Origin of the sequence: Treponema pedis, assembly GCF_017161325.1 — a bacterium.
GTDB lineage: Bacteria > Spirochaetota > Spirochaetia > Treponematales > Treponemataceae > Treponema_B > Treponema_B pedis.
Genome location: NZ_CP045670.1, coordinates 206040 through 228663, shown reverse-complemented (window position 1 = coordinate 228663; position 22624 = coordinate 206040). Strand labels below are relative to the sequence as shown.

Genomic DNA, 22624 nt, shown 5'->3' with positions numbered 1-22624 from the left:
ATGTTTTTAATATTCAAACGAAAGGGCAAAATCCAAATTTATAACGGGTTTTTCCCAAGGTTTATTCCCGTATTCGGTTGCATAAGCGGCAATATTAAATTGAAAATACGTAAAATCCAAACCGCAGCCTAAATGGGGATAACACTCGTTTAACCCCAAACGAAAAGAAAGCACCTTATGAAAAACTATTTCGGTTCCGGCAGCCAAATTAAGCAAGGCGTGTTTTTTCTTTAAAGCCGTAGAAAGAATGTCGCGGTAATCGAAATAAAAAGCCCAAGTCGAAACCGTTTCCCAAATATCGTTACAAACGGGCATTGTCCCTATTCCGACACTTATATCGGGTAAAACATATTTATATTGAGTTTTTCCGGACGGTTTGGCACTTTTATAGCTTTCAAAGTCGGCATAAGGCGTTGAAAATACGGCGGTATAAGCGTCGCGGCAGGTAATGCCTAAAGAAAACCCGTTTTCGTACTTATACAAAAAACCTAAATCTATACCTATACCGTTGGCAAGAACAATATTTAAACTTTTAAGTTTATTGTCGGCGGCATGCTTCATATAAAGCCTATTGGCGGAAAGAGCATAACTGAAAGTTTGAAAAAAGCCTTTCATTTGTATACCCAGCGACACGGAATTTGAGCCGTCATCGAAAACTCTTCCGCCGTAACCTCCCGTTAAAAAGATTTCCCCGCCGAGTAAAAACTTATTTGCAATACCAGCATTCATATCCGCAATAACCGTTGCGCCGTTAAAAATTCCCGCACCGAAATTCTTACCCGTAATTGCCAAAGCCAAGGGGCCTGTAAGAAAAATCTCCGAGCGGCTTTTATCTTTTTCAAAAAGAGCTTCCGCAAAATCTTCAAGTTTATTATTGTCAAATACCGCACCCGCAAGCGAAAAAGCGTCGGCGGTTATGGATAATCCTATTTTCGAAGCCGACCAGCGGCGGTTTAAAAAAGCGAAGGCGGCGGGATTTGTAAAAAGAGTATCAATCCCCGCTTCCAAGGTTGTATACGGGGCTCCCAAGCCGCTAATCCGCGGAGATACTACTTTAGGCTTAACCGGAGCGGGCACCGCCTGCTGTGCAAAGCCCGAAAACATACATAAAAGCGAAATATATAAACCGATAACAATTTTCTTCAACTTTATCCTCCTAAGGATTACCGATTAAAACGGCCGAATCGGATACTTATAAATATTTAAAGTTTTAACACATAGGTTATTTGTAAAAAAAGATAAATAATCCTTAAAAACGCCGAACCTTTCTTCGTTTACAATATTATACATATAAACCTGAAAGTTTTCAACTCAAGTTTTATTTAAAACCCCTGCCCGCCTTATATTTAAACCCCGATATCTTATTCAAAAAACTTTAAGGCAAAAGCTCGGCGGTATTACCGTTAATTTTTACAAAAACGCCCTCCCCGCCCTTATATTTATCGGCAAAAAAGTCAATTTTTAAAGGAAGAGAAAGATAGTTTTCGGTTACAACCTCCAAGGGCTTAGCTTTTACGGGTTTTTCCACAACGGCAAAAAACACTTTTCCGTTACAGGCCTTTAAATATTCGGTGTAATTTTTTTCGGAAAGAGCCGAAAGTTTTTCCGCCCGTAAACCCGCCTCGCGCTCCGGGATTTTACTTTTCATTAAAAAAGCCCCTGTTCCGGGCCTTGCCGAAAAAGGAAATACATGTACGCCCGGGATTTTTAAATCCTTACAAAGAGAAAAGGTTTCTTCAAAATCTTCCTCCGTTTCGGAAGGAAACCCCGTAATAATATCGCAGCCGATAAAGGGCTTATCTTTTACCTCTCTTAAACGGTTTACGGCTTTAAAAATATCCTCACGGCAATATTGCCTGTTCATCGCCTTTAATATTTTATCGCTTCCCGATTGAATCGAAAGATGAAAATGGGGACATACCCTTCCGTTACGTAAAACGGGTAAAATTGCCTCATCAATCGTTTCGGGGTAAAGACTTGAAATACGTATGCGTATATGCCCGCTTTCTTTTAAAAGAAGGGAAAGTAAATTTGCAAAGCCTCCAGTTTTTTCATCATAATATTGCGAAAGATTAACGCCCGACAAAACAACTTCACCGGCACCGTTTTTTTCGATTTGCCTTAGGCGGTTTACGGCTTCTTCGGCGGGAAGAGAAATGGAGCCTCCCCGTGCAAGTCTTATTCTGCAATAAGAACAGGCATTATTACAGCCGTCCTGAACTTTTAAACTTGCCCTTGAATGAAACATAAAAACCGGAGAGCTGAGTTTAAACATTTTGGAAGAGCTGAACTTAAAGTCTTTTTTTGCATAAACCTTTGTTTTAAATTCGGAAATAATTTTCTTTATGCTTTCCGTATCGTAAAAATCGGTTAAGGCTAACGATTCTTTTAAAAATTCCGGTATTGTGTAAAGCTCATCTTTGCGCTTCCCCGAAAATGCCTCAACGCGCGGAGAAATACTTTCGATAAATTCGGCTTCAAGTTCCGCATAGCAGCCCGTAACCACTACGACGGCTTCCGGGTGAGTTTTTAAAAGAAGCCTTATAAGCCGCCTCGCTTTTTGCTCGGCCTTGCCCGTAACCGTGCAAGTGTTTATAAAACATAATTTTACCCGATTTTTATCGGAAAATGCAACGTCTTTTGAAAATATTTTAAAACCGGCTTCAGCAAAACGCACGGCAAGGGCTTCCGATTCCACTTGATTTAATCGGCAGCCCAGCGTTTCTATACGCACCGAAAATTGTATATTCATAATTTAAAATTTTTTTTAAAACCCGCTCTTTTCCCCTTTGCGCATCTACAAGATTTTTATTAAGCGAAAGAGCTTTTTCGTAGGCCTCAAGCGAATAGCGGAAATCCCTTGTCTGCTCGCGGGCATAGCCCAATCTTACCCACCAAAAACTGTTAAAGGAATCAAGGGTAACGGCTACGGAAAAGGCAATATCGGCATGCCTGTATTTTGACATACGCAAATATATTTCACCCATAAAATAGTAAGAAGCCGGAATACGTACTCCCTGCGGGGCATAAAAAATATAATCCTGAAAAAGGTTCAACGCTTCGATATTTTTACCTAAATAAAAACAGGCTTCCGCTTGGGTTTCAATTAAACGCGGGTCGTTTTGGACTATTTTACGCCCCTCCGAAGCCATATCATAAGAGCGCTTATATTGTCCGTCCGCAAGCAAGGCCCATGCCATAACTACGTAGCTGTCCAAATTTGAAGGATTCTGCCTTATTTCGGCTTCACATATCGAAACGGCTTCCGCATATTTTCCGTCTTTATACAAAATAAGGGCATCGGGCTTTTCTTGAGCATATAAAGAAAGTGAAAAAAGCAGAAAAAAAAGATAACTTATACCGTTTAAATTTATTGTAAACCTCTTATCTGCCAATTTGAGAATCCTTTGTCATTGTACAAATTCCGTTAAAAACGCAGCCGCTTTCCAAAACCACTTCCGGAGCCGTTACATCGCCTATAAGTTTTCCGCACGAAAAAACATGCACCATAGTTTCGGCGGTAACATCGCCTTCAACGGAGCCTTTTATAACAACCCTGTCGGCTTTTATATTCGCCTTAACCGAAGAATTTTCGTCTATCGTAACATCGCTTGTAGAAAACAAATTTCCCTCTACATAACCTTTTATCATAAAAGGTTTTTTACATTCTATTTTTCCGCTAAAATAAATATCCGAAGCAAGTACGGTATCGTAATCTTCTTCATCTAAATCCAATAAATCTATCTTTTCTATTTGAGACATTTACATTATCCTTATTTATTTTTCATTGAAGGAGCTTTTTTAGTTATTTCGGATAAAATATATCCGAAACCGAACAACAAAGACATTCCGATTGCGGGTAAAAGCCATGGGAAGCCTATACCTTCAAACGGAAGGTGTTTTAAAACCCTGATTGTAGTATTAAAACTTAGGGCTTCCGTATTCATCGAAGGAACCGCCCCGATTTTAATAAGCAGGTTATTTATTAACTCTTTAGCCGCCACCAGGCCCTGTAAAACGCTTATACAAAGGGTTCCTATAACCGCACCGCTGTAAAAATATCTATTCGGAATATAATCGATAAATAAATTTAAAATTATAAGAACTATAGCTACGGGATAAACCACTTCAAGAATAGGGCCTGCAATTGCAATAATATTATCCACACCGAAATTTGAAAGAAAAAAACTTACGACGCAAATAATTATTACGGTTGCCCTATAGCTTATATCGTCTTTAAAGCGGTTTGCAAAATATTCTCCGGCCGTAGCGGTTAAGCCGATTGAGGTAGTTAAACATGCAAGCCCTATTGCAAGCCCGAGCACTACTCGGCCCGCATTTCCCCAAAGCAATTCGCTTGATTTTACAACAATTTCCGTCCTTGAAAGCTGTTCGGGTAAAACGGAGCTTCCCGTAGCCCCGACATAAACAAGCCCGCCGTAAACCAGTCCCAGCCCCAAACAGGCTAAAAATCCGGTATAAACCGTCATTTTTAAAAGGTCTTTTTTTTCCGTATACCCCTTTGAAGTTATCCCTGAAATAACTATGGTAGCTAAAATCATAGACCCCAAGGCGTCCATAGTTTGATAACCTTCTTTAAAACCCCGTAAAAAGATTTTATCGATAGAGGGGCTTGCAGGGTCCGCGATAGGAGTAATAATACCCTTTATTACCAAAAGAGCTAAAACTAAAATAAGAGCCGGTGTTAAAAATTTACCTACACGGTCTATAACATTATTCGGCGTCAAAACGAAAAAAAGCGTTATTGCAAAAAATATAAATGATGAGGTAACCGAGCTTATTCCGAAATTCATAGGTCTAACCGCAATTTCATAAGTAGTTGCGGCCGTTCTCGGAATTGCAAAAAGAGGCCCTATTATAAGCATAACAAAAATTATAAAAAAGGTTCCGAAAACGTTATTTATATTTTTAGTAAAATCCGAAAGACTGCCGCCGCATTTTCCCATAGAAATAATACCCAAAACAGGCATTCCTACACCGGTTACCAAAAAGCCCAATAAAGCAAAAAACCATTCGGTTCCTGCAAGGTGTCCTAAAGTAGGCGGAAAAATCAGGTTTCCCGCACCTAAAAACATTGCAAACAGAGCAAATCCTATAACGATTACATCTCCCGTTTTTTTATTCATAATTACAATTCCTCATCTTTAATTCGATTATCTTTACATAAATTAAAAGACAGAGGCAAATTATATCATTCTTTATAAAAAAAAAAAGAGCCTTATAATAAAAAAACAAAACTATCTCCCCTCTTCGTTAATTAAATAATTCACCGCTTGACTTGCATATTTTTTTTAAATATAATATTTTTTACTTATGGATATTTTCGATATCATCGGACCTGTTATGATAGGTCCTTCAAGCTCGCATACGGCGGGAGCGGTGCGTATAGGATACTTAACGCGCATGTTATTGGCCGAACCTGCCGTAGAAGCCCGTGTTTATCTGCACGGCTCCTTTGCTCATACATATAAGGGACACGGCACCGATAGAGCCATAGCCGCAGGTATTATGGGAATGAAGCCCGACAATGAACGTATAAGAAACAGCCTTACTCTTGCAAAAGAGCAGGGTTTAAATATAAAATTTGAAACAATAGAGCTTTCAAACGCTCACCCCAACACCGCTTTTATAGAAGTTAAAGGAATAGACGGAAAAAAACTGTCCGTTAAAGGCTCTTCCATAGGCGGCGGAAATATTATTATTACCGAAATTAACGGAAAACAAGTCGAAATTACCGGAAAAAGCCCGACTCTGGTAGTGGAATACAGCGATATTCCCGGAAGAATTGCCGCTATAACTTCGATAACCGCCCGACACAGGATAAACATTTCGCAAATTCATATCGGAAGAGATTACCGCGGCGGAACCGCAACTATGTGCCTTCAGATGGACGGACTAAGCGTGGACAGCACCGTTAAGGAAGATATACTTAAAATAGATAATGTTTACGATGCCATACTTATCCAGCCCGTTTAAAAATCTTTAAGATAACTTTTTTGACAAGAATATGGAGTATATACACAAATGGAATATAAAACTATACAGGAACTTGTAAACCTTGCCGTAAAAAAGAACGTACGGATTTCGGATATAATCTTAGACGACCAAAGCGCCTCCCTCGAAGAAACGAAAGAAAAATGTTTTGACAGAATGAAAGAACATTTAAACGTAATGCTTGATTCAATAGAAAAAGGAACGAATCCCGATATACGCTCTACAAGCGGATTAACGGGCGGCGATGCATATAAAATTTACGAACGCTCCGAAAACGGGACAGCCCTTTGCGGCCCGCTTTTGGCAAACGGAATACGAATGGCAATGGCGGTTTCGGAATTAAACGCTTCAATGGGAAAAATCGTAGCCGCCCCTACGGCAGGTTCTTGCGGTATATTACCGGGAGCAATAGGAGCCGTACTGAAAACAAAAGACGTAAAAAAAGAAGATGCGGTTATGTCGCTTTTTACGGCAGGAGCTATAGGCATGGTAATTGCGAATTCGGCATCAATCTCAGGGGCGGAAGGAGGCTGTCAAGCCGAATGCGGTTCGGCTTCCGCAATGGCGGCAGGAGCCGTAGTGGAACTTTGCGGGGGAAATCCCGAAATGGTATCAAATGCGGCGGCAATTGCAATTAAATGTATTTTAGGTCTGGTCTGCGACCCCGTAGCCGGCTTGGTTGAAGTTCCCTGCGTAAAACGGAACGCTTCCGGAGTAAGCCTTGCCTTTACCGCAGCGGAACTTGCGCTTGCGGGAATAAAAAGCGTCATACCGGTTGATGAAGTAATTCTTACGATGAAAAAAGTAGGAGATTCAATGCCCGCTTCCTTACGTGAAACCGCGGAAGGAGGGCTCGCCTGCTCGCCTACGGGAAAAATGCTTCAAAAAAAGATTTTCGGAATAAAATAAATTACACTCAGCCCGAACCGTCAATGCAATTACGGATTTTTCCCGCACTTATAAAATCACTTTTAAAAACGACCTTAATCTAAAAGAAAAATAAGCGCCGAACTTGAGGTTATGTACGCACGGATTCTGTTGAAAAATCGAAGGATTTATGTTATAACTGTCAAGTCCTATAAAAATACGCCGAAAATATTATGAGAGGTGTCGGTATAAAATATGCCAGGTATAAAAGAGCTTGAAAAATTCAAAAACGAACTCAGGGGAATAGCAAATGAGCCTGAAATTATGGCTAATTGGGGCGAAAAATATGAAGAAATTCCGCTCCCGAAAGAAGCTCCCGTTCCTGATGTAAATGTAGACGACTTATTAGGAGGCATAGTTCTTGACAATCTTGATAAACAGGAAGATAAAGCGGCGGATAAAGAAAAAGTTGCGGATTTAGACAATCCAACGGATTTTAATAATATAGAAAACGAAGATATTCGGAACACCGATACGGAAAGTTTGCCCGATTTAACCGATTTGGATAATATCGGCGATTTTTCACAGGACACCGTTTTATCACAAGATATACCTGAAATACGTGAAACGTCGAACTTAGACAGCCCGGCCGATACCCCCGACCTTTCAAATACCTTTGAAATGCCGTCCTTTGACGCTTTTTCAAAAAACGGCGAAACAATAGAAAGTCCTTCGGAATCTAAAGATAATCAAATGCAGGAAATTTCTCTTTTTATGGAAGAAAGAGATGAAGAAGACGAGCCGGATACGGGTAAATTTAACGATATGGTTTCAGGTTTAAACCTTGACTCTTTCGGCGAACAGGAAAATCAAAAAAATCCCGCAGATGAAAAAAACAATACGGCGGATTTGGACAGCGATGTTCCCGATGTACCTGAAGCTCTGCTTTCAGGCTTCGGCGAAATGGTGGAAGAAGCCCGAAAAAACCCCGATAAAGAAGACTCCTCATTTCCGGATTTCAGCATAGATGAGCCTATAAACACAAAGTCGGACTTCGGCGAAAAAGACATTCCTGAAATAGAAACTCTAAGCGATGCCGACGAACCGGAAGAACTTAAAGAAGAAGATGACGAAAGCCTAACTTCCGTATCTGAAACTGAAGATTATTTACCGCCTACGGATATTGAACCTGAAGATTACGTCTACAGTAATGTCGAAACTTCCGAACCGAGCGGTTTTGATATGCCCGATATTTCCGATTCGGGATTGGAAGACCTCGACGTTGAAGAAATTTCCTCCCCGACTGCCGAAGATACGGACATAGGCAATTTTACTGTGCCCGATATAAGCGAGTCCGGATTGGAAGACTTCGAAATGCCCGATACGGACTCTTCCGATACAAGCGGAAATTTTAAAAGCGGCGAACCTTCATCGGTGCAGCTTGAAAACTTCGATATAGGCGACCTTACTCCTTCAATAGAAACGGACTATTCGGATACCGAAACGGAAGGAAGTCTTGCAAGCGAAAATGAAACTTATAACGCAAGTCAAACGGCTCCTCCGGATTTCAGCGGAATAGATATTCCCGATTTAGATGAGCATACAGCCTTTGCAATAGACGATGATGTATTAAATACCGACATGGGCGGCGGAATGGATGAATTTTCCGTTCCCGAAAGTTTTACACAGTTTTCACCGGATAAGGGTTTTAAATTCTTCGATTCAAAAAAGACAATCAATGAAGAAGAATATGAAGGCAAAATTCCCCTTTCAATAAGCGAAGCCGATTACGAGAAACTTATAGAGCGCATTTCTTCATTCCCGTTAAATGTGCGGCTTGAAATTGAAGACTACCTTGCAAACGGAGATGACACGGAACTTAATAAGATGGAAATTGTTCACCTTATTATAAGCGGTGTTTCTCTTAAAAAAATTGCTGCTAAACTCGAAGGCATTTTAGAAAAATCGATTACAATTCCTAAAGGTTTTGATAAAAAATCTTACGATGAATATGAAAAAGAAAAGAAGAGTTTTAAATACCGCTTTATGCATAAAATTCTTCCTGCTGCAATTTTAACCGCAATGACGACTATTTTGATTTTTTCAATACTTGTGCTTGTCTGGCAGTTTATTTATAAACCGGTAACTGCAGAAGGAATTTATAAAAACGGATTTGCAGGTATTGAAAACGAACAATATGAAAATGCAATTAAACTTTTCGATGAAGCGGGAACATATAAGAAAAAAAGAAGCTGGTATTTTAAATTTGCAAACGCTTTCCGCGCAAAAAAACAATTTCTTTCCGCCGAAGCGATTTATAAAAGGCTTCTTTTCGATTTTAATCACGATGTACAAGGCGGAATTGAATATGCGGATATGTTAAGTACCGATTTAAGAAATTATGAAAAAGCGGAAGAAGTTTTAAAACGAGGTGTACTTGACTATCACATAAACGATAAAAATGCACTTCTTGCATTAGGCGATGTTTATTTAGATTGGGCAGATGAAGACTCTGAAAAGTATGAAAATGCAAGAAAAACCTTTGTTTCAATTATAAATATGTACGGAGAAAACAATACCATATTAGGAAGAATGATGCGGTACTTTATCCGCACGGATAATTTAGCTGAAGTCTTACCGTTAAAAGAACACTTTCTTAATACAAAATTTGATAAAAATGAGTTAATAGAATTAAGCGGCTATCTTTTGGAAAAACGATACGAGCCTAAACCGTCGGATTCCGATAAACTTAGAAGTCAAATCGAAGACCTTAGAGAACTTTTAGAGAAAGCAATAAAAACGGCTCCTGAAAGCCCTGAAGCAAATTATAATCTAGGAAGATTTTTTATTCATAATTATAAACCGGAAGCCGCAAAGATATATTTGGAAACGGCAGTTAAACTTTATCAAGACAGTATAAAAATGACTCCAAAAAGAGTAATACGCGAGCTTGACTCTATGCGGCTTTACGGAGAGCTTCTTTCAAACGATAAACGCTATAACGAGGCACAAGAAATTTATGCAAAGGCTCTTTCAAAATATGAAGATTACACCGCTCAAAAACGGATTTATCCCAGCAGTATAATCGGAAAACTTTATGCCGATTACGGAGACATTTCATATTTTGTATCTGGCGATTACGATTCCGCCTTAAACGCGTATGAAAAGGCAAGTCAGGAATTAAATAATACACCGTCCATTCAATACAGGATAGGTTATATTCATTACCAAAAAGAAAATTATATAGACGCAATGACTGCAATGACCTTGGCATATACCGAAAAACCTAATGACAGAAATCTTTTATACGGATTCGGAAATGTGCTTTTTAAACGCGGAAATTATTTTGCTTCTCAAGCTTATTATGAAAGACTTATGGAATTGCTTGAGGCGGAGCGCATCAGAAAAGGAATTGTTTTTCCGCAATCGCGGGTTGACCATGCGGAATTTGTAGAAAACTATATGCAAACTGCAAATAATTTAGGAGTGGTTTTAAATAGGATTGCCGTACAAAACGGAGATTCCAATAAAAACGGAAGGGCTATTTCTTTATTGGGAGAATCTACGAGAGCGTGGGACGCATTAAACAGAAATCCCGAAACAATGATTCGCTCAAAAGCGGTAAACCTTGCTTATGCAAATATTCAAAATATTGTAAAACCGCGCTCGCTTTTTACTCCGGAAATTTACAGCGATATTCCGAAAACCTTGGAAAACGAAAAAGTTTTGCAGCAGTTAGAAGACAGATAAGAACATAGAATAAAAAAAGGCGGCTTTGACATAACAATCAAAGCCGCCTTTTTTATATGATTATAATTATATTTTTTCAGCCAAAAAACGGAAGGATTAAGGACTTGAACAACATATCCAAGGTAAGAAAATTGCCGGGAAGCATTTACCGTTTTGTATAGTTCTTTTCAATCCAGTTACGATATTCACCTGAGCGGACATTTTCAATCCAAGTTTTATTTTGTAAATACCAATCTACCGTATCTGCAAGACCGGCTTCAAAATTAAAAGAACGTGTCCAGCCGAGTTCCTTTTTTATTTTTGTACAGTCTATTGCATAGCGGCGGTCGTGCCCGAGCCTATCGGTTACATGCGTAATCGTTTTTTTTACGTCAGCTGCATTAAGATGAGCTTTTAAACAAACAATTTCAATAAGTTTATCCAAAAGTCTAATATTTTCCCATTCATTTTCGCCGCCGATATTATATGTTTCTCCCGCCCTTCCCTTTTGTAAAATTAAGTACACCGCCTCATTATGGTCTTTTACATGAATCCAATCGCGGATTTGTTTACCGTCCCCGTACACAGGAAGATTTTTCCCGTCAAGCATATTTAAAATCATTAAAGGAATTAATTTTTCAGGAAATTGAAAAGGGCCGTAATTATTAGAACAATTGGAAACCGTAACGGGAAGTCCGTAAGTATGAAAGTAAGCTTTTACCAAATGGTCGCTTGAGGCCTTGCTTGCAGAATACGGAGAGCGCGGCTCATAAGCGGTCGTTTCTTCAAAATAGCCTTCCGCACCGAGAGAGCCGTATACTTCATCGGTACTGATATGATGAAAAAGCACACCGTCTTTTATAAAACCGTCTTCACGCTGCCAATATTTTTTTGCCGTTTCAAGCAGCGTAAAGGTTCCGAACACGTTTGTTTTTAAAAAAACTTCCGGCCCCAAAATGGAGCGGTCAACATGGCTTTCAGCCGCAAAATGTACAACCGTATCAATATTGTATTCACCGAATATTTTATCTACGACTTCTTTATCGCAGATATTTCCGTGTATAAAAACATAGCGGTTATGCCCGGACGATGAACCGAATTCTTTTTCAATATCCGAAAGACTTGACGCATTTCCCGCATAGGTAAGAGCATCAAGATTTATAACGCGACCTGAAAATTCTTTTTTATCTTTTAAAAGGGTTCGGATAAAATTAGAACCGATAAAACCGGCTCCTCCCGTAATAAGAATATTTTTTAAATTCCGCATTAGACCAACTCCTTTAAATAACCGGATAAACTTTCCTTCCAATCGGGAACGGAAAGAGAGAAAACCGTTTTTATTTTTGTTTTATTCAATAAGGAAAAGGAAGGACGTTTTGCCTTTTGAACGAATTCGGCACTCGTGCAAGACTTAATCAAACAATCGTTTTTGATTAACCCCATTTCTTTTCCCTGCTTATATATTTCACAAGCAAAATCATACCAAGAAATATGCCCTTCATTTGAATAATGATATATCCCATATTCTTTTTTATTTGCCCGTATTACGGTTACAATCACTTTAGCTAAATCATTTGCATAGGTGGGACTTCCGATTTGATCATTCACAACCGACAGTTCCGACCGTTCATTCATAAGCCGTATCATAGTAGAAACAAAATTTTGTCCGTTTTTTCCGTAAAGCCACGCAGTCCGGATAATATAAAATTCGGTTAAATTATTTTGAATATTTAATTCACCTTGCAACTTCGTTTTGCCGTAAACACTTTGCGGATTAGTTTTATCGGTTTCGATATATGGGATTGAAGAACTGCCGTCAAATACATAATCGGTAGAAATGTGAATAAGACGGGCATTACACCGTTTTACAATTTCGGAAATATTACATAAGGCATCTGCATTAATCAACATAGCCTTTTCCGATTCGTTTTCGGCTTTATCTACGGCAGTATAGGCTGCACAATTAATAATCCAATCGCATGTGTTTTTAAAAAAATTACTTTCACAAAATCTTTCTAAAGATTTTTTATCGGTAATGTCCGCATTGATATCGGAACCGACCCATTCGATATTATTTTTATTGAGTAATGACGCAATTTCAAAAGCGAGCATTCCCTTTGCGCCTATTAACCAGACCATTTAAAACTCCTCGGAAAAAGCATTATACTTAGTATCTTTTTCCGATAAGATATATGGAATATCCAGCTTAGGCCATGTAATACCGAGTGCAGGGTCATTCCACATAATCCCTCCTTCATCTTCGGGATGATAAAAATCAGTACACTTGTATGCAAAAACGGCTTCATCGCTTAAAACTAAAAAACCGTGTGCAAAACCCGGTGAGATAAAAAACTGATTTTGTTTTTCAGCGGAAAGAATAACCGTATGACATTTTCCGAATGTCCGAGAATAAGGCCTAATATCAACGGCAACATCAAATACTTCACCGCTCAATACCCGAACTAATTTGCCTTGCGGATATTTTTTTTGAAAATGAATACCGCGCAATACTCCTTTAACCGACTTCGATTGATTATCTTGCACAAAATCGTAGTGTATTCCGGCATTTTCAAAATCACGTTTTGACCAACTTTCAAAAAAATATCCGCGGTTGTCCGAAAATATTTTAGGCTGTATTTCATAAAGCCCTTCAATAGAACATTTCGTAATTGTACAAGGCATCAATAATTCTCCGCAATGTATTTAAGGTATTCGCCGTATTCGTTTTTATATTCTAAAGCCAAATTAAAAAGCTGTTCTTGTGTTATCCATTTTTTTAAATATGCAATCTCTTCAATACATGAAACATACATTCCCTGCCGTTTTTGAATTGTTGCGATAAAGTTTGAAGCTTCCAACAATCCGTCATAAGTACCCGTATCAAGCCAGGCCATTCCTCTGCCCAATTTTTCAACCTTTAATTTACCGTCTTTAAGATAAGCATTATTTACGGAAGTGATTTCAATTTCGCCCCGTGCAGACGGCCTGACATTCTTTGCAATTTCTATAACCTTATTATCATAAAAATATAATCCGGGAACGGCATAATTCGATTTCGGGTTTTTAGGTTTTTCCTCTATATTTAATGCCTTCCCGCCTTCATCGAATTCAACCACCCCATACGCGGTAGGGTCTTTTACATAATAACCGAAAATAACGGCACCGCCTTCAGAATTTATTGTAGAAACGGCATTCGCCAATATCCCTGAAAAACCTCTGCCGTAAAAAATATTATCGCCCAACACCAAAGCGCAAGAATCCGTTCCGATAAATTTTTCTCCGACAATAAAAGCATCGGCAAGACCCCGCGGCGCATCCTGCACTGCATATTCAAATTTCATACCCAAGTGCTCACCTGAACCGAACAGTTCCTTAAAAAGAACTATATCACGCGGTGTTGAAATTATTAAAACTTCGCGGATACCAGCCAGCATTAAAACCGAAAGCGGATAATAAATCATAGGTTTATCATACATGGGTAAAATTTGTTTTGATACCGCTTTGGTAAGCGGATACAAACGAGTGCCGGCACCTCCGGCCAGGATTATGGATTTCATATGAAATCTCCTTTTTATGTTAGAAAAGATTATTGATTTCAGATAATATATTACTATTCATCAGTTTCCTTTCCTTGTCAAAAAACCAGCCATATTTATTAAAATACTTTATTACAGAATGTATATGCAACAACAACATCTTCATTGACCTATATGATTCTTGTGCATGATCATGAACGACAGTAACATACGGATAAAAAACAGTCTTTCCATATCTGTGCAATCGGCGAATAATATCAAAATCTTCAAGATACATAAAAAAGCACTCATCAAAAAAGATATTGCGCTTCTTTATTGTATCCATCCGTAAAAACATAAAACAACCTGATAAACACGGAGGATTGATAATCCTATCATAACCTGAATGTTTCAAAGTATATCTATCATTATATTTTTGTAAAATCTTCCATCTCGGTAAAAACCGTCTTAAGAATAAATCAAAAGGACTCGGTAACAACTTACACAAATATTGTAACTTACCATCGGGATATACAATTTTAGGCAACAAATAGACAACATCATCATTTGAATCCATAAAAGACTTTAATTCATCTAAAACAACAGGCTCAAACTTAAGTCGGAATTCATAACTAAATGATAAGTTGAATTAAGTTTTATAGCTTCACGGATAGCTATATTGTGTCCGGCTCCATATCCTACATTTTTATTATTAAATATATACCGGACATAAGTTACATCAACTCCTAATTCTGCTATTGCTATATTTTTTACAGAGTTATCAATAAGATATAACAATCTATCGGAATTCGGAGCATAAGAATTAATAATATCACGCAACTGCATAATATCCGTATTATATAAAACAATAGAAGCTGTTATCATAATGAGATGAATCCTATTTTAAACTTAATAAAAAAAATTTCAATCTATAAATCAAAAAAGCAATTAAGAAGGTAATTGAAAACACGGCAATAATTGCAATTACGGGTTTTAAAGAGAAATACTGTAAACTGTCAAGAATCCTAATTATAGGATAATGCAATAAATACATACTGTAAGAATAATCAATATCGGCACCGATGCTATTAAATATTTTCAAATGGACGGATAAAAACATAACAAATGATGCTAAAGCAAAAGGAAACAAAACTTCAATAAGTAAAAATTTTATAAACCAAGTAATACCGAAAACCGCCAAAGAAACCACAAAAAGTTTTCGCTCATGTTTACGTAAGAATTCCCAATTAAAATAATATAGCATACCGGAAATAAAATATGCCATATATGCCGGCAGTTGATGTAGCAGCTGGGGCGGCAAATTATAATGATTTTTAACGGATATAAACACAAATAAATATAAAAATGAAGAAAGATATATTATTAATAAAAACATATTCTTTTTAAAGACAGTATTTAGTTTATTATAAATATGCACTATAACCGGCAACAAAAGATAAAACCCCACTTCCAATTTTAATGTCCATAAAGAACCGTTAATCGGCAAACCGCCGAATACACCCGGAAGATTGGGCGCAAGAAAATTTAAAAAAATAGCATTTGCAAAAAGATATTTAAAAAACCCCGTATTCATAAAATAGTCTTTAATTGACAGGTTAGTAAAAAAAACAAAACCTGCTGCCGTAACTATTATTACACCATAATATAATGGCAACAGGCGTTTACACCTCTTTATAAAGAAATTCTTTACGGATACGGAGCTTATATAACTTTTTGTAACCCAAAAACCGCTCAGTACAAAAAATATACTTACGGCAATTCCACGAAGATTTAAATTGATAAACTGTATATCAGTTAAAACAAGAGTATGTTCATATATAACAATAAGACAACAGACAAGACGAATAAAATTAAATGAGTTATGAGAGTTTATAATCGACATCTTTAAATTTCGAGTTAATAAAATTTTATTATTACACATATGGATATATACTTATAGTATTATTTATGATAAAATTATAATTGCAACATGAATATCAGTCTTATATATACGATATTTTAATTTAGCAACTTTTCAAAACACAACGAATGCAAAATATTATAATAAAATGTATTTTCAATATTCTGTCTATCATAATCAAATTTATATGTAAGTTTTTGAACAAAGCACATATCCGATATTTCAGCAAACCGTTCTTCATTATAAGGTTCAAAAAGTTCTGACTGTAAAACATGAGGCGGAGCACTGGAATATTTAGGGACATTCTCGTAAACTTCAGGATATTTTTCCGCCGCTAACATAATGCAATAATGTAATAAAAAGTAATTATATAATTTATTATTTTCCCGCCAATATGTATATAGACACTCTCGGGTAAAACATAACAATCTGTTATTAGGTTTAGAAACCATAAACCAACTTGACATATTCACAGACGTATAACCAGGCTGTAAAACCTGGAAATAAAATAAATCAGCATCTTCAATTTGCTTAGGTATTCTATCTTGCATCAGTAAAACAGTAGAATCCAACCAAATCCCGCCATGAGTAATTAATAACTCCAAACGTAAAATATCTGAAAAATGAGTATTTGTTATAAATCCTTTATGCCACTTCTCAAGTATATAATCAGGTAAAGCTGCATACTTATTTATATTTTCCGATGTTAAAAGAATAAGTTTGTAATCTTTAAGCTTACTTAATAGACTATTATAACATATTCTTACAACCGGAGGAGCGTTTTCCAATCCTTGCAGCCACAAAAACCAGATGGTTTTTGCAGCTTTATTATCTCTCGATTTAACAGTTTCGGAAAAATTATAAGTTTTAAATAATTTTTTAAATTTATGTTTATAAAATAATAAACGTTTATTACTTAATATTTCTTCAAATTGTTTTAATCCGGCTATATTTTTAGGTAGTATAAAAAAAAGAAAAACAGCATAAAAAAACAATCTCTCAAAAAACAAATTCTTTAAATATTGAAATCCTCCGTATTTTTTAAAATAAAACAAAAGCCTTCTCATTTTTCAATATCCTTACGATAAACTTTATAAAAATGATGTGCTATACGGTCTTTTTCGGGAGGCAGCTGCATATAATCATCATAATCATTTGTTAATATTTTATCATAATTTCTCGGTATTTTAAAAAAACACTTTTCAAATTCCCAATCAATTACATCTTCTATATCGGATTTTTCATAAAAATACTTAAAAACATCTCCAGACCATACTATACAAGAAAGAGTATTGGACTTATTATTATAACTTTGCCTTATAAGTATCATTTGCTTTTTATAAATTTTTCCCTTGGAATAAAATAAGCTCAAAAAATAAAGAGGATATTGTAAAACAGTATAAAACCATTTTCTCTTTTTTAACATTTCTTTTCTCGATTTTACAACATACAAAGCCGTAAAAAATCTAGCTTGCAAAGAAATAAGAAATCGCTTTAGGATATTATTACTTACTATATCTAACGGATATATATCGATAAACACCCCCATGCCTGAATCATATTCATTTTGAGTTTCTATTTTAAACTCCAAATTGCAAATTCGCGCTAACATATAAGGATAATCTTTATTAGTGTCAGGGTCAAAATAAACATAAGGCATTAGCTTATCTTTATTAACAATAAAATACTGTTTTAGTCTTTCATAGTCATTCCTGGGCATAGCAATATCAATATCATCATCCCAAGGAATAAATCCATTATGTCTAACAGCTCCTATAAGAGTGCCATAAAATAAGCAATAGGTAAAGCCCTGTTCTCTACAAATATTATCAACTAATTTTAAAATTTTTAAAGATTCTTCTTGTATTTCTTTCAATGAAAGTTCTTGCATATAAGCTCACCTTTTTTAATAACTTAAGTACAATTAATATATCAATATATATTAATCTCAAACCCTAAAAATTTATATGTAAAAATATTTATCAACAAAAACATAAAATAAAACAGACACAACAAAGATTTTTTGATTATTGTATTTCTATTCGAGTGATTTATTATTAAAATCAAAAGCGGAACCTCCACAGCATAAAAAAGACTTCCCAGTCTTGCAGAAATAATTTCAAAATCTCGAAAAACTAAATAATAGCAAGTACTTAATAAATATACTCTGAATAAAAAATAAATAAATGTATTACCAAATAATTTTTTCCGTTTTAAAAAAACATATATAGTTATTATTATCTGTTTTAATAAAATAGGATTGGTAAAAGACATAGGAACTAAATAATCAGTCCAGTTTAAATAAGCATTAACATCTGCAGGCAAAACAAACGATACCATAGATAACACCTTTCTTACCGGAAAAAAAACACTGGCAATTAAAGAAAAAACAAATATGTATAATAAAAAACTATTGTGTCTAAAAATTTTATGAGATTTAACAAAAAAAAGCGGTAATGCCGCTAAAGCAACCATATGGAAACTTGAAGCAAGAAAAACAAGAAACAAAAATTTAATTCTTTTATTTTGAAATAAAAAAATTAAAGAAAAAAGAATAATAGAGGAGGCCATACCATTACGTATTTGTACAGCATCTTTTCTAATAAATTCATGTGCAAAAAAAGCAAACAAAACTATCGCCAAATCGGATAGTGAGATAAAATAACGATAATGTCTATAGCGGATAAAAAGACTAATAAAACAAAATATTATAAAAAAAAATGTTGCAGAATTTACAAAAAATTTTATAACAGCTTGAAAATAATTATAACCTAATTCGGCGTGTTGTTCACGTGCATACTCAAAAAAATCAACAGAAAAAATAGAAACGGGTGAATTTTGAAAAAATAATAAATAATTTCCAAAATCCGCCCTATCTGAATTTATACCTATAAGTATCGGAAAGATAAGCAAAGACATCAAAATCATAAAATATGATAGTTCAGTAAAATACTTTCTATTACAACTTAAAAAAGCCGATACAAAAAAAAATAATATTAAAACATAAATAGGCATTATATCACCAACTTAATCACTTAAAACAATCTGAATAATAGGCTGCATAGTTATTTTTATATCACAATACTTCTCTGCAAAGCATCTAATATTTTTAATTTGGGCACTACGACTTTCTTTTAGTATTAATGTATCATAAAATTTAATAATGGAATTTATATCAATAGGACTTTCATTTTCCGGTACATAATGTATATACGGAAACGAGGTATCTAAAATATCTATCCTTGTTGAAGAGATCATAGGTAATCCTCGAGCCAAATATTCTCGACTTTTTAAAAAAGAGCCTTTAAAAATATTTATACGATGACATCCCAGCGAGCATATAGCTAAATCAGCTTTATTAAATTCCGCATCTAAATCTTCACCCGATAACGAACCATGAAAAAAAATAAAATCTCTCAAGTCATAATCTATAACTTTTCTCTTATAGTTTTCCAAATCAGGACCATCACCAACAAAGCTGATATAAACTTTTCCAGATAATTTACTTTTACAGTACTCATTCAAACCTTCTATCAATCTATCATACCCATGCCATTGATTAAAATTAGCTACAGCAATTAAATTTAAACCGGATTTATTTTCAGTCAATTTTATAACATGAATATCAGAGCAATCAATACCGTTCACCATCCTAATTGTAGGTATTCCAAAAATTTTATCATCATCTGAATATGTAGAAACATAATCTACATATTTTTTTAAGAATCTACGAAATAATCTATCTATAATCAAAAAAAAGAAACCTTTAAACCCCGTATGTTCCCCATCATACGGATATGTCGGAAACTCATAAATAATTTTACTTCCCATTCTATGGAGATATTTCAACAAAAATATACATCCTATGTTTATAGGTACAAAATTCCTTATATAAACAAAATCAAGCCCTTTTAAATTATCTATCTTCCCTAATAGATACTGTTTTTTATTAAATAAACTAAAAAAAAATCTAAAAAAATAGTTTACTTTTTTTTCACCAACATTAAACAATTCAATCTGTATTCCTGCATTCTTAAAAGCTTTTATCTGTCCAGCAATCTTTTTTAAAACACCGTCCTTCCGCCACTCAGTTGCTGTAATTTTATGATCGAAATTTACAATATACAGACCTTTTTTCATATATCATTTCCTACAACTTAAACACCTTATCGTTTTCGATATGAACGGTTTTTACGGCATTTCGTAAATCAACCACCAAACCTGCTCTTTCAACAATATGTTCAACATCAAAACACGAATGATTTGTCGTAAAGACAACACAATCCGCTCTTTGTAAAAGATCATCAGTTAATTTTACCCCTACCCACTTCTTGCCATTATCATCCATACACTCACTTATATAAGGATCATGATATATAACATCAGCTTTCTTTTTGGCACACTCTTCCATTACAAGTAAGGCGGGACTTTCACGAGGGTCATCAATATCCGGTTTATATGCAACTCCCAAAAATAAAATAGTTGCTCCGTTCATTGCCTTTTGTTTTCGGTTAAGGGCATACATTATCTTATTCATCATCTTATGCGGCATTTGGTTGTTTATATTTCCCGCTGTGTTTATCATCGTTAGATCAAAATTAAACCCCTTTGCGATGTGTTCAAGATAAAACGGATCAAGAGGTATACAATGCCCGCCTATGCCGGGTCCGGGATAAAATGCCTGAAACCCGTAGGGCTTTGTCTTTGCGGCATCTATTACTTCCCAAATATTTATATCCATTTTCCCCGAAAGAAGAGCAAGTTCATTTATAAGTGAAATATTTATTAACCTATACGTATTTTCCAATATCTTTACCATCTCGGCAACACGGGGACTTGATACCGGATATAAGTGTTGTATAGCCTTACCATATAGAGCAACCGCTATCTTTTGAGCATCCTCTCCCAGTGCTCCTACCACTTTCGGAGTGTTATCGGTTTTATAATCTTTGTTACCCGGGTCAACCCGTTCAGGGCTAAAACATAACCAAAAATCTTTTCCTTCCTTTAATCCCGACTCTCTTTCGATAATAGGTTTCATAAATTCTTCGGTTGTTGTAGGATAGGTTGTACTTTCAAGGGAAATAAAAGTTCCAGTTTTCATATTCTTACCGATGTCAATACAAGATTGTTCAATAAATTTCATATCGGGCTTTTTAAAGTGGTCTAACGGTGTAGGCACACAAATAATTACAGCATCGCACTCTTTAATCCTGGTAAAGTCAGTAGTAGCGGAAAGCAGTTTTGTTTCTTTTACTACGGAAAACAATTCCTCATCTTTAATATCACCTATATAATTCTTGCCGCCATTTACAAGTTCCGCTTTCTTCATACTTTTTTCAAATCCCAGAACTCTGACGTTCTTTTTAGCAAAGGAAACAGCCAGCGGAAGACCTACATAGCCTAAACCGATAACTCCGACAACCTCGGTGTTATCATTTATCTTTTTTACTATATTTTCATAATTACTCATAAATAATCTCCTATCGGTAATTCAGTTTTATATGTTTAAGAGTTTTATAATCCTACAGGCGGTTTTTCCATTACCGTAAAGCTCAGGATATTTATCAGGAACTTTAATATTTGTAAGAGCGGTTATAATCTTTTTTGTATCCGCACCGGCAAGAATATTCCAGCCGGAATCTACAAGCTCAATCCACTCAGTGCTGTCACGCATTGTAATGCACGGCTTTTGAAAGAAAAAAGCTTCCTTTTGGACACCGCCTGAATCCGTAAGTACTGCAGAACAAGTTTCTTCGTATTTAAGCATCTCCAAATAACCTACAGGTTCAATCAGCTTAACATTAGAACCGAAGGAAAGCCCGCTTTCGGATAATATTTTTTTCGTCCTGGGATGAATCGGAAAAATAAATTTTTTTTCAGAAAGGTTATTTACCGCTTCAACTATATTTTTCAACCGCTCAATATTATCGGTATTTTCTGCACGATGAATAGTCAGTAAAATAAAATCTTTAGGTATTTCAATATCGGCCGTTTTCTTCCTATAATATAAAGATGCGTCATACATAATATCGCCGGTTTTATACACGGCTTTATTATCAGCCGATATTTTTCCGAAAGAATTTATCATTCCCTCTTTTTTTAAATTTTCAACAGCAGTATCAGTAGGACAAAAAAGCCATGTGGAAAGATGATCCGTAAGTCTGCGGTTTTGTTCTTCGGGCATCTCCATCATAAAAGAACGAAGCCCCGCCTCTATATGTGCAACAGGAATATGGAGTTTACTTGCCGCTAATGCTCCCGCTAACGTGGAATTTGTATCACCATATACAAGTATTATATCCGGTTTAAGATTCAACAATAGCCCTTCTATTTTTTCAAGCATCAAACCGGTCATCTTTCCATGAGAGCCGGAGCCTATTTTCAAATTATAATCGGGCTGAGGAATATCCATCTCGGTAAAAAATACATCGCTCATATTTTTATCATAATGTTGCCCGGTATGAACTAATGTTTCCTTTACTCCCAATTGAGGATTTTCTTTTATATAGCGGCTTAAAACAGCCGCCTTTATAAACTGCGGACGAGCGCCTACTACGGTTAGTATGTGCATAAA

Annotated in this window: 20 protein-coding genes; 3 read left to right on the top strand and 17 right to left on the bottom strand. The window is 35.8% G+C overall.

The genetic code is table 11. The features are described 5' to 3' along the window. Window positions 1-6 precede the first annotated feature (6 nt). The 5 genes from DYQ05_RS01075 to brnQ form a co-directional block, all read right to left on the bottom strand. Window positions 7-1146 (bottom strand): hypothetical protein, encoded by a 1140-nt coding sequence (locus DYQ05_RS01075; protein ID WP_206183667.1) that lies wholly within the window; start codon window positions 1144-1146, stop codon window positions 7-9. Between the two features lie 229 nt (window positions 1147-1375). Then, on the bottom strand, window positions 1376-2752 hold the full coding sequence (gene mtaB / locus DYQ05_RS01070) for a tRNA (N(6)-L-threonylcarbamoyladenosine(37)-C(2))-methylthiotransferase MtaB (RefSeq protein WP_206183666.1): 1377 nt from the start codon (window positions 2750-2752) through the stop codon (window positions 1376-1378). Further along, on the bottom strand, window positions 2664-3374 hold the full coding sequence (locus DYQ05_RS01065) for a tetratricopeptide repeat protein (RefSeq protein WP_353934591.1): 711 nt from the start codon (window positions 3372-3374) through the stop codon (window positions 2664-2666). The genes mtaB and DYQ05_RS01065 overlap by 89 nt, the downstream gene beginning before the upstream one ends. 10 nt (window positions 3375-3384) lie before the next feature. Beyond that, the gene (locus DYQ05_RS01060; protein WP_024466839.1) at window positions 3385-3762 is read right to left on the bottom strand and encodes a bactofilin family protein; all 378 of its coding nucleotides are present in this window, start codon (window positions 3760-3762) and stop codon (window positions 3385-3387) included. Between the two features lie 11 nt (window positions 3763-3773). After that, window positions 3774-5147 carry a branched-chain amino acid transport system II carrier protein gene (gene brnQ / locus DYQ05_RS01055; protein WP_024466838.1) on the bottom strand — a complete coding sequence of 458 codons (1374 nt, stop codon included), beginning with the start codon at window positions 5145-5147 and terminating at the stop codon, window positions 3774-3776. A 187-nt stretch (window positions 5148-5334) separates the two neighbouring features. Here brnQ and sdaAB point away from each other — a divergent pair, with 187 nt between their 5' ends. The 3 genes from sdaAB to flcA all read left to right on the top strand — a co-directional run bounded on the left by sdaAB (window position 5335) and on the right by flcA (window position 10632). After that, entirely contained in the window at window positions 5335-5997 is a 663-nt protein-coding gene (gene sdaAB, locus DYQ05_RS01050) for an L-serine ammonia-lyase, iron-sulfur-dependent subunit beta (protein ID WP_020964018.1), read from the top strand. 48 nt (window positions 5998-6045) lie between these two features. Further along, a complete protein-coding gene (gene sdaAA / locus DYQ05_RS01045) occupies window positions 6046-6924 on the top strand; it encodes an L-serine ammonia-lyase, iron-sulfur-dependent, subunit alpha (RefSeq protein WP_020964017.1) in 879 nt (292 codons plus the stop codon). Between the two features lie 213 nt (window positions 6925-7137). After that, window positions 7138-10632: a periplasmic flagellar collar protein FlcA gene (gene flcA, locus DYQ05_RS01040; protein ID WP_206183665.1), complete on the top strand. Its 3495-nt coding sequence runs from the start codon at window positions 7138-7140 to the stop codon at window positions 10630-10632. A 145-nt stretch (window positions 10633-10777) separates the two neighbouring features. Here the strand turns inward: flcA and rfbB are convergent, their stop codons facing one another. From rfbB to wecB, 12 genes are all read right to left on the bottom strand, one after another. Then, on the bottom strand, window positions 10778-11878 hold the full coding sequence (rfbB, locus tag DYQ05_RS01035) for a dTDP-glucose 4,6-dehydratase (RefSeq protein ID WP_206183664.1): 1101 nt from the start codon (window positions 11876-11878) through the stop codon (window positions 10778-10780). Continuing rightward, entirely contained in the window at window positions 11878-12750 is an 873-nt protein-coding gene (gene rfbD, locus DYQ05_RS01030) for a dTDP-4-dehydrorhamnose reductase (RefSeq protein WP_024470178.1), read from the bottom strand. Before rfbD ends, rfbB begins: the two co-directional genes overlap by 1 nt. Further along, window positions 12751-13293, bottom strand: a complete 543-nt coding sequence (rfbC, locus tag DYQ05_RS01025) for a dTDP-4-dehydrorhamnose 3,5-epimerase (RefSeq protein ID WP_020964012.1) — start codon at window positions 13291-13293, stop codon at window positions 12751-12753. Further along, window positions 13293-14168 carry a glucose-1-phosphate thymidylyltransferase RfbA gene (gene rfbA, locus DYQ05_RS01020; protein WP_206183663.1) on the bottom strand — a complete coding sequence of 292 codons (876 nt, stop codon included), beginning with the start codon at window positions 14166-14168 and terminating at the stop codon, window positions 13293-13295. The genes rfbC and rfbA overlap by 1 nt, the downstream gene beginning before the upstream one ends. Before the next feature lie 552 nt (window positions 14169-14720). Further along, a complete protein-coding gene (locus DYQ05_RS13430) occupies window positions 14721-15011 on the bottom strand; it encodes a glycosyltransferase family protein (RefSeq protein WP_252723445.1) in 291 nt (96 codons plus the stop codon). Between the two features lie 13 nt (window positions 15012-15024). Further along, window positions 15025-16029 (bottom strand): acyltransferase family protein, encoded by a 1005-nt coding sequence (locus DYQ05_RS01010; RefSeq protein ID WP_206183662.1) that lies wholly within the window; start codon window positions 16027-16029, stop codon window positions 15025-15027. Between the two features lie 116 nt (window positions 16030-16145). Next, entirely contained in the window at window positions 16146-17102 is a 957-nt protein-coding gene (locus DYQ05_RS01005; RefSeq protein WP_187289354.1) for a capsular polysaccharide synthesis protein, read from the bottom strand. A gap of 8 nt (window positions 17103-17110) precedes the next feature. Next, a complete protein-coding gene (locus DYQ05_RS01000) occupies window positions 17111-17938 on the bottom strand; it encodes a LicD family protein (RefSeq protein WP_020964007.1) in 828 nt (275 codons plus the stop codon). A 41-nt stretch (window positions 17939-17979) separates the two neighbouring features. Continuing rightward, entirely contained in the window at window positions 17980-19062 is a 1083-nt protein-coding gene (locus DYQ05_RS00995; RefSeq protein WP_041610109.1) for an EpsG family protein, read from the bottom strand. Window positions 19063-19074: 12 nt separating this feature from the next. After that, complete coding sequence (locus tag DYQ05_RS00990; RefSeq protein ID WP_020964005.1) at window positions 19075-20187, bottom strand: glycosyltransferase; 1113 nt, start codon at window positions 20185-20187, stop codon at window positions 19075-19077. Window positions 20188-20197: 10 nt separating this feature from the next. Continuing rightward, a complete protein-coding gene (locus tag DYQ05_RS00985; protein WP_020964004.1) occupies window positions 20198-21520 on the bottom strand; it encodes a nucleotide sugar dehydrogenase in 1323 nt (440 codons plus the stop codon). A gap of 27 nt (window positions 21521-21547) precedes the next feature. After that, window positions 21548-22621: a non-hydrolyzing UDP-N-acetylglucosamine 2-epimerase gene (wecB, locus tag DYQ05_RS00980; RefSeq protein WP_020964003.1), complete on the bottom strand. Its 1074-nt coding sequence runs from the start codon at window positions 22619-22621 to the stop codon at window positions 21548-21550. Window positions 22622-22624: the final 3 nt, after the last annotated feature.

What these genes read in the sequence shown, in the direction of transcription:
- mtaB (WP_206183666.1), bottom strand. Translation starts at nt 2,752, where the DNA reads ATGAATATACAATTTTCGGTGCGTATAGAAACGCTGGGCTGCCGATTA.
- DYQ05_RS01060 (WP_024466839.1), bottom strand. Translation starts at nt 3,762, where the DNA reads ATGTCTCAAATAGAAAAGATAGATTTATTGGATTTAGATGAAGAAGAT.
- brnQ (WP_024466838.1), bottom strand. Translation starts at nt 5,147, where the DNA reads ATGAATAAAAAAACGGGAGATGTAATCGTTATAGGATTTGCTCTGTTT.
- sdaAB (WP_020964018.1), top strand. Translation starts at nt 5,335, where the DNA reads ATGGATATTTTCGATATCATCGGACCTGTTATGATAGGTCCTTCAAGC.
- sdaAA (WP_020964017.1), top strand. Translation starts at nt 6,046, where the DNA reads ATGGAATATAAAACTATACAGGAACTTGTAAACCTTGCCGTAAAAAAG.
- flcA (WP_206183665.1), top strand. Translation starts at nt 7,138, where the DNA reads ATGCCAGGTATAAAAGAGCTTGAAAAATTCAAAAACGAACTCAGGGGA.
- rfbB (WP_206183664.1), bottom strand. Translation starts at nt 11,878, where the DNA reads ATGCGGAATTTAAAAAATATTCTTATTACGGGAGGAGCCGGTTTTATC.
- rfbD (WP_024470178.1), bottom strand. Translation starts at nt 12,750, where the DNA reads ATGGTCTGGTTAATAGGCGCAAAGGGAATGCTCGCTTTTGAAATTGCG.
- rfbC (WP_020964012.1), bottom strand. Translation starts at nt 13,293, where the DNA reads ATGCCTTGTACAATTACGAAATGTTCTATTGAAGGGCTTTATGAAATA.
- rfbA (WP_206183663.1), bottom strand. Translation starts at nt 14,168, where the DNA reads ATGAAATCCATAATCCTGGCCGGAGGTGCCGGCACTCGTTTGTATCCG.
- DYQ05_RS13430 (WP_252723445.1), bottom strand. Translation starts at nt 15,011, where the DNA reads ATGATAACAGCTTCTATTGTTTTATATAATACGGATATTATGCAGTTG.
- DYQ05_RS01010 (WP_206183662.1), bottom strand. Translation starts at nt 16,029, where the DNA reads ATGTCGATTATAAACTCTCATAACTCATTTAATTTTATTCGTCTTGTC.
- DYQ05_RS01000 (WP_020964007.1), bottom strand. Translation starts at nt 17,938, where the DNA reads ATGCAAGAACTTTCATTGAAAGAAATACAAGAAGAATCTTTAAAAATT.
- DYQ05_RS00995 (WP_041610109.1), bottom strand. Translation starts at nt 19,062, where the DNA reads ATGCCTATTTATGTTTTAATATTATTTTTTTTTGTATCGGCTTTTTTA.
- DYQ05_RS00990 (WP_020964005.1), bottom strand. Translation starts at nt 20,187, where the DNA reads ATGAAAAAAGGTCTGTATATTGTAAATTTCGATCATAAAATTACAGCA.
- DYQ05_RS00985 (WP_020964004.1), bottom strand. Translation starts at nt 21,520, where the DNA reads ATGAGTAATTATGAAAATATAGTAAAAAAGATAAATGATAACACCGAG.
- wecB (WP_020964003.1), bottom strand. Translation starts at nt 22,621, where the DNA reads ATGCACATACTAACCGTAGTAGGCGCTCGTCCGCAGTTTATAAAGGCG.